A 10,503-nucleotide genomic window follows, 5' to 3' on the forward strand; every position below is an offset into this window, starting at 1 on the left:
CCCCGAACCCGTTCCCGAACCCATCCCCGAACCCGTTCCCGAACCCATCCCCGAACCCGTTCCCGAACCCATCCCCGATCCTGGAGAGAATCTCGATACTGAAGGCAATTTTGAATCATAAGCTCTATCGACGAACGATTCCATTCCTAGTTTCTGATAATGTGCCATGTCTTCTAACTCCAACGCTCTCTTAATCGCCGGAACCGATACCGAAGTCGGAAAAACCGTTTTGACATCGGCATTACTTGCTTACTGGCAGCGTCACTGCCGCCATCGACGATTCGGCATCTTCAAACCCATCCAATCGGGAACGGGCGATCGCGAACTCTACGATCGACTCTTCGATAGCGAGCAAACCCCCGACGAAATTACCCCCCTGTACTTTCAAGCTCCCCTCGCTCCTCCAGTGGCGGCACGCAGAGAAGGTCGAGACATCGATTTGGGACTGGTGTGGCGGCAGTTTCGCGCTCTTAGCCAAGAGCGCGACTGGGTATTCATGGAGGCCTTGGGCGGCCTGGGATCGCCGGTAACTGATGAATTGACTGTTGCCGATCTCGCCCGAGACTGGCGGTTGCCGACGGTTTTGGTGGTTCCGGTCAAATTAGGCGCGATCGCCCAAGCGGTTGCCAATTCAGCGCTGGCACGACAAGAAAACGTATCTTTGGTGGGTATCGTACTCAACTGCACGCAACCCCGTTCGCCAGAAGAAATGGGCGATCTCGCACCTATCGACTCGATCGAGCAGCTATCGGGTTTGCCAGTTTTGGGGTGTCTGCCCCATCTGGCCGATCCAACAAACCTAGATGCATTAGCGATCGCCGCCTCGAATTTGGACTTGGAACGGCTTGGGTTTGGGAGCGTAACCGCAACTGCCGCACCCATTGGGAAAACGTAAGAGGAAAGCTGTGGGGACATCACTTCGATGTTCGAGCCATATTCTTAATCTGAATAGCCACTTGCTATAGAGTGTTTTCACCACTTTGGCAATCGCCCGTCTACAATCGCGCCCTACAAGATCCTACTCATATAACTCATATTATTCGTATAATTCAGATGAAGTCAGTTATTCCCGATGTCCCGATCGAGCTGACCGATGAGATCGAGTCCCAGAGCCGTTGGATTTCAAAACAGCTCAAAGGTTCCAAAATCGATCGACTCACCTAAGGAGGTGCATTATGAACGCGCTCAAAATTGCCAAAGCTCCGGTCAAAATTCTATTTCATCCTCTAGTACTCTCATCAGCGGTCGTCACTGCTGCGGTCTTGGGAATGTCTGGCTGGTTCGCTCGGTTTCCGGCAGCTTTTTTACCGCAAGTGCAGCCATCGGCGACGGATGTTAAGTCACTGTTAGTCGATCGTCTAGAAGGCTCGACCGAACTGCAAACCGCCCGAGTTTCTCTCGAAACGGTTGTGGTTGCTAACCAAGAACGCACTTTGGGTCAGTGGAGGTTGGGAGAAACCAAAGTCGTTTACCAGGGAGTCGGTCAAGTTAGTGCGGGGATCGACATGAGCAAACTCCAAGTGGTGGAGGTCGATCGCAATCGAGGTGAGATTCAAATTTTGCTGCCGCCGCCCTATCTCGTCAATACCAGTTTGGATATCGAACGCTCTGGAATTTTAGACCATCGAAAAGATTGGTTGGGACCGAACGTATCCACAAATCTACACGATCTCGCTCAGCGAGAAGCCTTAGACCAAATTCGATCGCAAGCCTGTCAAAAAGGTTTGCTGAATATGGCAAACGAGCAAGCCCGAGAACTCGTCGAAACCATTCTCATCGCCGCTCGTTATGAGGAAATTGAGGTGGCAACTCAATCTCCCGAACCGAGTACGTGCCCTTCTGGGTAGCCGTTAACGAGCTTCGATGATGGGAGCGGTAGCAAGCTCTTCTAGGCCGACCGAACCGAGCAGTTCTTGCCAGCGATGGTTGAGAGCGGCATTATTTGGCTGAGCTGCGCGCAGTTGCGCTAGAGCTGCCACGGCATCGTACCAGACCTCAGTCCCATTCGAGCTGTTGGGTTCGACTCGCTCGATCCACGCTCGAATGCGAGAAGCTCTCGTCTCGACTCGATCGCTATCCTGGAGATCGAAAGACCATTGATAGGCTCGATCGATTTCTAAAGCTGGGGCATCTTCGGGTAATTGAATAGCAACAATTCCCGCATTTCCGGAGAGGGGAACTTTCATTTGATAGTGGAGATTCCCCTCTTCATCGCGCATGGTGAAAAGGGCTTCTTCTCCAACAGTTTCGGGTAAATAGAGTAAAATTGTCGGGCGTTCCAACTCAGTCGTACCGCGATCGCTTTGGGGCAGTAACGCCAATACTGACGGCTGAGTTGTCGTCCGAAGGCGAATTGAGTTGCTACCGCGAGAGGCTCCGCCACTAGAACGTTGGGGAGATGGGGTATCGGGTGTTTCAAATGTTACGGCTTTGACCGCTCCAGTATTGGATATTGTTATGCCAGCGACCAGGAGCATCGTTCCAAGCGCTCTAATTAGGGGTAGATACTTCATGAATTTTTTGTGTCCTTAAAAGAAGATCGATATCGAACGAAACGTATTTTGAATTTTTAGTTTTACGATCGTACTTCAATCGCTCGATCGACCAAAACATTCGATAGTCACGGTCGAAACGGCAGCGCTCGACCACTCAATTTATTTTCAATTATAGCCACCTATAAAAAACAATTAAATCTTTGAACATTGAAAATTGACCGATCGTTATAAAGATCTTGTAAAAAAATTAATTTATTTTGTTCGTCGCTTTGTATTGTTTGACTGTTACCCGTATTTATAACTAGATTCAGATTGAAACCACGTACGTTTACAGTCAATCGTAAGTTTTTAAAAACAACTATCTATAAATTATACTTGCATGAATGCTTCTCCCCAACTAGGATAACAAGGATAGTAAACAAGGGTAGTCGAGTCGGCACAAATGTGCCAATCGTCGAAAACTTAAATTATGGCAAAACTCGAATTAAAAAATATTAATAAAACTTACGACCGAAAAACGATTCCCGTCAAAAATGTGAGTTTAAGCGTCGATGATGGCGAGTTTCTGACCCTACTCGGGCCCTCTGGATGCGGAAAATCAACCACGCTGCGGCTAATAGCAGGACTCGAAGAACCCACAAGAGGACAAATTCTCATCGGAGATCGCGATGTCACTGCTTTAAGACCGGGCGATCGCAACATCTCAATGGTTTTTCAAAGCTATGCCCTCTACCCCCACATGACGGTATATGAGAATATGGCATCTCCCCTCAAACTCCGCAACACTTCCGCGAACGAAATCGAGCAGCGCATTGCCCGAGCGAGTGAATTTTTAGATCTCAATACCGACTTAATGCACAAAAAACCCGGTCAGCTTTCCGGGGGACAACGGCAGCGAGTTGCCCTGGGACGGGCGCTGGTGCGCAATCCCGATGTATTCTTGCTCGACGAACCCCTCTCCAATCTAGATGCTTTGCTCCGAGAACGGGTGCGTGCTGAAATCAAACAGCTTTTCGAGCAACAAAATGCTCCGGTAGTTTACGTCACCCACGATCAGGTCGAAGCGATGACTCTTTCAACAAAAGTAGCCGTCCTCTACGAAGGGAACTTGCAACAACTCGATCCTCCCGGTCGCCTCTACACCCACCCAGCGAACCAGTTCGTCGCCGGATTTGTGGGGAGTCCCCAAATGAATTTACTGACTCTGCGCTGCAAGGGACATAGTGCCGAGTTAGGGAACCTACGAGTTCCCTTACCGCCACAAGTCCCCACTCCGCCTCATGTCGTTCTGGGCATTCGTCCGGAAGACGTGCGCCTGTGCGAAGACGGAGACGCACTCACGCTGCCGGGACGGATCTTTTTGGTCGAAAACCTGGGAATGCAGAACTTACTGAGCGTTCGCGTTGCTGGTGCTGGAGACAACACCATTACCTTACGGGCGCTGCTACCGGCAGATCGTCGTTGGGAAGGGGATGACGTTGTTGTGGCGATCGTACCCGATCGAATTCACTGGTTTGATGCGGATACAGGCGATCGGCTCGCGTAAAGACTTGAATGAGATGGATATCTTCTCCACCTCCCCGGAATGCCGATGGGTATCGATGGCAGAAAACAAGTTTATCATTGTAAACTTTTATCAAAAAATCTTGCAAGCTGCGTAAGTTTCTCGGAAACTGGCGATTTCTTAATAAATAGACTGTAGATTGAAAGAAAAGTCTGAGGGATGCACAAACCGCTTGGGGTTTCGCAACCTCAACAAGTCCCGAAGAATTGGAATTTGGGTGAAACATTTACCGTTCGCGTCATATTTTGAAAGAGTCTCGTTCCACTGTGCCGTGCAACAGCACTCTCGATTATCGCCAGACCTCTTTTTGAGCCATCGAGCTATAAAAGGAGATCGAACGCTAAGCATTAAATATGAATGCTAGATAGAGCGATCGCCTTGCAGACAGAAGGCATCCAGGGTTAGCTCGATTGTATTTCGAGTGCTTCTACTGTAGAACCGATGGAAGAGATTGGGTTTTTTAAGACTCCGACCTAAGCTCTCCTGCGTTCGCCATTGCAGTATTCCCAAACAGCCAGTTATGCCAATATCATCCCAGTCTCCTTTAAAATATCGCAACGTGATGGAACTGCTTGCAGCCGAGGAGATCGAGCGGCAGTTGCAGCGCCATCCCGATGAAAACGCCCGTACGATCGATCGCGCCGAAGCCATCTCCTACGCTTTGAACCGTTTACCCTCCCTATATGCCACCACGGAAGAAGGATGGTGCTGGCAACGCGAACGCGCCGAACAAACCCTAAGCGACTTAATTTCGATGGCGGCAGGTTGGGGTATCCGAGAAGCCCGGTACAAAAATAAACGATTTACCACACCGCTCCCACCTGCAAGTGAAGCCGAAAAAGCGCTGCAAACCCTGAAAGAAATGCTTGGGTACGAAGATTTATCTTGGGATAACGTTGTGACCGTGGTGGAACAGCGTTTGAAAAGTCGTGCAGCTTCCTCGGCAATATCCTGTCCGGTTCCGGAGAGAGAGATTTGGGGGAGATAGGGAGCTGACAGAGTGCCTACTCGACACATCTATGCATCTATGTCAAAACCTTGGATCTCGTGACAACTTGTGAGGTTCCCCCATCTCCTATTCAATCTTTTTCCTGCAGTCGATCGAGCAACCCTGCAATTCGGACTGCATCTTCAGCCTGGGGTTGCAGTTCGAGGTATCGTTCTAAGTCTTGTTTTGCCTGCCCCAGACGATCCAAATGGTAGTACAGTAGACCCCGATCTCGCACTTCGATCGGGGCATCGGGAAATAGTAATAAAATACGATCGATCGCCCCAAGAGCTTTGGTCACGTGTAGGCAACTGAGGTAAATGCCTTTGAGGTTTGTCAGCATTCGCGCGAGAAATTGGCGGGAACTCACGGGTTGAAAAAATTCCGATCGCAATTCCACCGGCTGTTGGAAAACTTGACTCAGGCGTTCTCGGCAATCTTCGGGGAACAGCACTTCGCCACCATTAAACGCATCGACGTAAATCTGCGATTCCTCAAATACCGGGCGAATCAGGAAATGTCCCGGCATCCCGATTCCCTCCATGGGAAACTCGATTCGTTTGGCAATTTCCAAATACAGTAACGAAAGAGCGATCGGAATTCCCGTGCGCCGTTCGATAACCTCGTTCAAAAAGCTGTTTCGCGGATCGTAGTAGTCGTCACGATTTCCCGCAAAGCCCAAATCTTCGTAGAGGTAGCGATTGATGCAGCGGATGACGCGCAGGGGATAGAGTTCGGCGGGCAACTGTTCTCGCACTTCTGCTGCCATTGTATCGAGGGTATTGAGGTATGCTTCGATATCGAGTTCTGGGTACTCTTCTTGGGCGATACACAACGCTGCCAGGGCCAGATCGATGCGATCGTCTGGGGGATGAATGGCTTGATAAAAGCGTTGCCGGGGTTGGGAAAAATCCACGTTAAAGGGTTAAGTTTTGCTTTAAAATTATCTCTACAATTATCTCAAAAAGCCAATCGTTTATAATATCTAAATTAAGTGGAACGTTGCGGAAATCTCTAAAATGGTTCGATCGCCCTCCAAACCGTTGACTCTTGAAGCGTTTCTAAAATTACCTGAAACTCAGCCAGTCAGTGAATATATCAACGGTCAAATTATCTCCAAACCCATGCCCCAGGGAAAACATAGTTCGATTCAAACTGAGTTTTCGACAACGGTGAATTTAGCTCTTAAGCGATCGCGGATTGCACGGGCTTTTTCCGAACTGCGTTGTACGTTTGGTGGTGTGTCGATCGTGCCGGATGTTTCGGTTTTTATTTGGGAGAGAATTTCCAGAGACGACAATGGCGAAGTTGCCAATATTTTTCCGCATGCACCGGATTGGACGATAGAAATTTTATCTCCAGGTCAAAGTCAAACCAAAGTCACCAAAAATATTTTGCACTGTATCAGTTTTGGCACTGAAATGGGTTGGCTCATCGATCCAGCAGAAAAAACAGTCTTTGTCTATCTTCAAGATAATAAAATATTAGTATTCGATCGAGGGGAACAACGACTCCCAGCTCCCTCATTTGCGACTGAAATCGAGTTAAATATTAAAGGATTATTTGGATGGCTTCTCGATTAAGAAGTGCAACAATTAATTTTTAATATTTTTGTTTAGAAATTAAACTTGCTGTTTATAATAAATTTATTTATATGCATAAGTTAAAGCAGTTTGAACTACCACTATACAATATCAATTTTCAAGAATACTCCAATTGTAGAATTACTATTTATGAAAATGATAGGGAAAGACTGATTTTAGAGTTCGAGCATAAATTATTAGATAAACAAAAATTTCAAGCTAACGATTTTTTTGATTGTTTATGTGACTTAAGACTTTTTCTAGAAAAGGAAAGATATTTTATACTATGTAATGGCGCAAGAGTAGATTGCTATCCTTCACCGATGGCAAGAGATATGGGAATGGGTTTAAAAGTCTATCAGATGAAGATGGGACAAAAAGCCCAGAGAACTACTGACCTATTAAAAACTTTCGATAGGGCAGAAATTAGTCAAATCGGAACGGTTGAAGAACAACGCACTTACTTTGAAAAATGGCTGGTGAGTTTGGGGTGGAAAAAAGAATGGTTGAATCGTAGAAAAAATTGATATTATGTATTCTAGCCATCTATATATTTTTTTTAAAATAATTTGGTAAATAAATGTCATCATCTAAGATGGTATCAAATACAACTCCACACTTTTGAAAAAATCTGGTAATTTCCTGACAGCATTGTTTCGATCGAGTGGCAAACCATAACTCTGAAGGCTCGGCTTCGTTCTTGTTTTTCCATATTTCGATAATCAGATCGGTATCTACAAAAAAACGGATATCAGCCCCACATAAATACCAATCTGATAACGCACAGCGAGAATAATTAGCTTCCACGGCATGAAGAATATCAGAGCTACAAGTGCCGTTACCACTAAAAAAATTAAACTTAGTTTGAGATAATAGTTGCTGGATCGCATGTTCGGAAAGACTACGATTAACCTGAATTAAATCTCCGCTCAGATTGAGGATAACAGGAGGATCGTCTTCATTGAGGTTAGCTGTGGGAATTGACCAGTGAAAACAACCTTGATTTTCATCATAGAATCGCAACCCATCTTCATCAAGACATAAATCTCCAGGTGCACAAAGAGAATCTTGAGTTTGCCAGATATCGTCTCGATTTCCAAAGAGGAGATACCATTCGGTTAAAGCAGCAGGTAATCTCAGTTGAAGTTTGCGCTCGGCAGCTACTATTTCAGCTTCTCGATAACCGTCATTAGTTATTACTGGTTGATACCAACGATCGATGAAATCGTGAATCAATTCCCATCGAGCCGATCGCAAACTGAAGATAGTTTCAAACATTTTTCTAACCGATCGATATAGCAATTCTCAGTCTTGTGAGGTACACCCAAATTCTATTTCCTATTCCCCATTCCCCATTCCTGGTTACTGAGCCTGTCGAAGTGCCCATTCCCCATTCCCCATTCCCGAAAACCAGAAACTCTGTACTTCAACAGATTGATAACCGCGATATACAATCGAACATTAAATTTTCTCTTCCCCGAAATTGCAAGGCAGATTATCGCGCTCGATTGCTCCGAACAAACCTACCGAGGTACGATCGATCTAGTTTTTCTGCAAACACCTCGCAAACTCTATATGTCGATCGAACATTATATTTTAAATGTCGAAACCGAAGCTGGAATCGGCATCTACAACCTGACACCGCAAATCACCCAACTTCTCGAATCGAGCGCTGTTTCCAACGGTCAAGTTTTGGTTTTCTCCCGCCACACAACGACAGCTATCGCCATTAACGAATACGAAACCCGATTGCTCGACGATATCAAAGTCTACCTGAAAAAGTTAGCCCCACCGGGCGATAAATACCTGCACAACGATTTACACCTGCGGGAGGTTCCCCCCGACGAACCGGAAAATGCCCACTCTCACCTGATGGCAATGATGTTGAGTACTAGCGAAGTGATTCCCGTTATCGACAAACAATTGGGGTTGGGAACCTGGCAATCGGTTTTATTTTTCGAGTTGGATGGCCCTCGCGACCGGACGGTATCGGTACAAATTGGCGGAGAGTAAAGGGATGTGATGGATTGAAGTACTCTCGAAATAGAGACTTTGACAGTATGAGTTTAAAAGATTGAGTGCAATGAAAAGAAAAACTTCTGCCGATCGCAAATCACCCTCTCTCGAAGCGCGAGTTCGTTTTATTTGGGGGTTCGCGATCGGCTTTTGTTCGGCTTTTGCGATCGGATTCTGGAATTATTTGCTTACGGGTGTCACCACCATTGAGTGGCCAGCCATTTTAATTTGCTTGGGTATTAGTTTGATTGTGGGCTGGCTTTTTGGTGGGCTATCGCGTCGCTGGGGCGATCGATTCTGGCAATTTTTTATTCGGTTTATCGCGGGGCGCTAAAATCAGATTTTTATTGCCGGAGTAGAGATAACTTCTAGGTGGCTTTCACCCAAAAATGCGAACGGTATTTGGCAAAAATACGGAAGCAAAAATACTAACGCAGAAATACTGAAGACGTTTCCTTTTGTCCGAGGCTAGATTGAAAACAAGAACACAGCACTTATCTAAGGATTTCAGTTGATGAACTTGCAAAAGTTAAAAGCCTCTACAACTCTTTTCGTTCTGGCTGCCGCTTCCATGGTTCCCGTCAGCGCTTCTGCTGCCATTCCCGAAAACACCGAATCCACCATCGCTCAAGCGAACCCCATCCTCAATGTTTGCCGTCGGATGAATATCAATGCCGACGACTATGTAGTTTTGCGCTCTATGCCTAGTTTTGGCGGCGATGTGGTTGCTCAAATGTACCCGAACGAAGAAGTGACGTTGGTGCGCCGGAACATTGAAGGATTTGAGGGCGATATGTGGCTCGAAATCGTTGATAGTGTTGGCAACAGCGGCTACGTTCCCGCTTCTCTCTACGGTCAATCCACCCTCGGCTATTGCTCCTACCCCGCTAGCTGGTAAGCTGCCGCCCATTTCATTAGAAACAAACATCTACTCGATACAAACATAGTAGCGAGAAGTTCGCCAGCCATAAGAATTTCGGTTTCTCGTGGAGATCCCTTCCAAACAAAGCGAACAAGCAATCTTCATTCTTGAATGAGTCCAATGCCATCCTTGCTGAGGATGGCATTTACTTTTGAGGGAACTCTAATTTTCACGCTCGTTGAAAGGAACTTCAATCTTCATGGTCGTCAAAGGGATCTCTGAGATTTTCCGAAGGAGGACCGAAAGAAGTATAAATCGTGAATGCTGTAATGCCGATGACGACCGATACGATCGAAACACTAAGAACTGTTGCAGGTTCCATAAGTTGATTTAAGATACGAGCTGCTATACCCTATAATATTACGAAACGTTAAAAAATATCGTCAAGACATACTTAAGGTTAGTTATGGCACAAAGAACTCGGTTAGGAGATATTCTCAAGCCTCTCAACTCCGAATATGGTAAAGTTGCGCCGGGTTGGGGTACCACACCGGTCATGGCAATCTTCATGGGTTTATTTTTTGTTTTTCTGCTGATTATCTTACAGATTTACAACTCTTCCCTCATCATTGAGAATGTAGATGTGAACTGGATGTAGGAATGGAGCCACACCGAACTCCTCATTTCGAGTGTTTCGTTCGGATGCGGCTGCACGCATTTTTACAAACATCCCGGTTGACAACCGGGTTTTTTTGTGGTGTTGGTAATCCTTTGAGACTGAGGTCTAAAGACAATAGCGCTCTATAGAAAAGAAAACTCTGACGCTTAGGGCCCAAATTCATTTAGCAAATCTGACTGGAAAAGGATCGCGCAATTTACAGCCCGTAAAGTGCGATTGTCAAACCGTTCTAACGGGCTGATTGTCAAGCCGTCCTTCTCGGACGGGGTTTCAAACCCAAGGAGTTTTGATGAATATTTTTGGCATTGGTTTACCC

General features: G+C 46.3%; 14 protein-coding genes. 10 read left to right on the forward strand and 4 right to left on the reverse strand.

The genetic code is table 11. From position 1 onward, the window contains the following. The first annotated feature begins 166 nt into the window (after positions 1–166). Both bioD and IQ235_RS09050 read left to right on the forward strand, forming a co-directional pair. The gene (gene bioD, locus IQ235_RS09045; RefSeq protein WP_264321149.1) at positions 167–895 is read left to right on the forward strand and encodes a dethiobiotin synthase; all 729 of its coding nucleotides are present in this window, start codon (positions 167–169) and stop codon (positions 893–895) included. 280 nt (positions 896–1,175) lie between these two features. Further along, complete coding sequence (locus tag IQ235_RS09050; RefSeq protein WP_264321150.1) at positions 1,176–1,847, forward strand: DUF4230 domain-containing protein; 672 nt, start codon at positions 1,176–1,178, stop codon at positions 1,845–1,847. Positions 1,848–1,850: 3 nt separating this feature from the next. On the opposite strand, the gene IQ235_RS09055 is transcribed toward IQ235_RS09050, so the two are convergent. Beyond that, on the reverse strand, positions 1,851–2,513 hold the full coding sequence (locus tag IQ235_RS09055) for a DUF928 domain-containing protein (RefSeq protein ID WP_264321151.1): 663 nt from the start codon (positions 2,511–2,513) through the stop codon (positions 1,851–1,853). Positions 2,514–2,964: 451 nt separating this feature from the next. Here IQ235_RS09055 and IQ235_RS09060 point away from each other — a divergent pair, with 451 nt between their 5' ends. Further along, complete coding sequence (locus IQ235_RS09060) at positions 2,965–4,041, forward strand: ABC transporter ATP-binding protein (protein WP_264321152.1); 1,077 nt, start codon at positions 2,965–2,967, stop codon at positions 4,039–4,041. 538 nt (positions 4,042–4,579) lie between these two features. Further along, the gene (locus IQ235_RS09065; protein WP_264321153.1) at positions 4,580–5,047 is read left to right on the forward strand and encodes a late competence development ComFB family protein; all 468 of its coding nucleotides are present in this window, start codon (positions 4,580–4,582) and stop codon (positions 5,045–5,047) included. Between the two features lie 91 nt (positions 5,048–5,138). On the opposite strand, the gene IQ235_RS09070 is transcribed toward IQ235_RS09065, so the two are convergent. Then, complete coding sequence (locus IQ235_RS09070) at positions 5,139–5,963, reverse strand: SirB1 family protein (RefSeq protein ID WP_264321154.1); 825 nt, start codon at positions 5,961–5,963, stop codon at positions 5,139–5,141. A 103-nt stretch (positions 5,964–6,066) separates the two neighbouring features. Here IQ235_RS09070 and IQ235_RS09075 point away from each other — a divergent pair, with 103 nt between their 5' ends. Next, complete coding sequence (locus IQ235_RS09075) at positions 6,067–6,630, forward strand: Uma2 family endonuclease (protein ID WP_264321155.1); 564 nt, start codon at positions 6,067–6,069, stop codon at positions 6,628–6,630. Positions 6,631–6,701: 71 nt separating this feature from the next. Then, positions 6,702–7,157 (forward strand): hypothetical protein, encoded by a 456-nt coding sequence (locus IQ235_RS09080; protein ID WP_264321156.1) that lies wholly within the window; start codon positions 6,702–6,704, stop codon positions 7,155–7,157. A gap of 19 nt (positions 7,158–7,176) precedes the next feature. On the opposite strand, the gene IQ235_RS09085 is transcribed toward IQ235_RS09080, so the two are convergent. Further along, the gene (locus tag IQ235_RS09085) at positions 7,177–7,908 is read right to left on the reverse strand and encodes a hypothetical protein (protein WP_264321157.1); all 732 of its coding nucleotides are present in this window, start codon (positions 7,906–7,908) and stop codon (positions 7,177–7,179) included. A 297-nt stretch (positions 7,909–8,205) separates the two neighbouring features. Between IQ235_RS09085 and IQ235_RS09090 the strand changes: the two genes are divergently transcribed. From IQ235_RS09090 to IQ235_RS09100, 3 genes are all read left to right on the forward strand, one after another. Further along, positions 8,206–8,643, forward strand: coding sequence for a secondary thiamine-phosphate synthase enzyme YjbQ (locus tag IQ235_RS09090; protein WP_264321158.1), 438 nt, complete (start codon positions 8,206–8,208; stop codon positions 8,641–8,643). Positions 8,644–8,713: 70 nt separating this feature from the next. Further along, entirely contained in the window at positions 8,714–8,980 is a 267-nt protein-coding gene (locus tag IQ235_RS09095) for a hypothetical protein (protein ID WP_264321159.1), read from the forward strand. 180 nt (positions 8,981–9,160) lie between these two features. Continuing rightward, a complete protein-coding gene (locus IQ235_RS09100) occupies positions 9,161–9,544 on the forward strand; it encodes an SH3 domain-containing protein (RefSeq protein WP_264321160.1) in 384 nt (127 codons plus the stop codon). Between the two features lie 214 nt (positions 9,545–9,758). On the opposite strand, the gene psbN is transcribed toward IQ235_RS09100, so the two are convergent. Beyond that, positions 9,759–9,890: a photosystem II reaction center protein PsbN gene (psbN, locus tag IQ235_RS09105; protein WP_264321161.1), complete on the reverse strand. Its 132-nt coding sequence runs from the start codon at positions 9,888–9,890 to the stop codon at positions 9,759–9,761. Positions 9,891–9,974: 84 nt separating this feature from the next. Here psbN and psbH point away from each other — a divergent pair, with 84 nt between their 5' ends. After that, a complete protein-coding gene (psbH, locus tag IQ235_RS09110; RefSeq protein ID WP_264321162.1) occupies positions 9,975–10,166 on the forward strand; it encodes a photosystem II reaction center phosphoprotein PsbH in 192 nt (63 codons plus the stop codon). Positions 10,167–10,503: the final 337 nt, after the last annotated feature.

The organism is Zarconia navalis LEGE 11467 (assembly GCF_015207075.1).
Classification (GTDB): Bacteria; Cyanobacteriota; Cyanobacteriia; order Cyanobacteriales; family Geitlerinemataceae; genus Zarconia; species Zarconia navalis.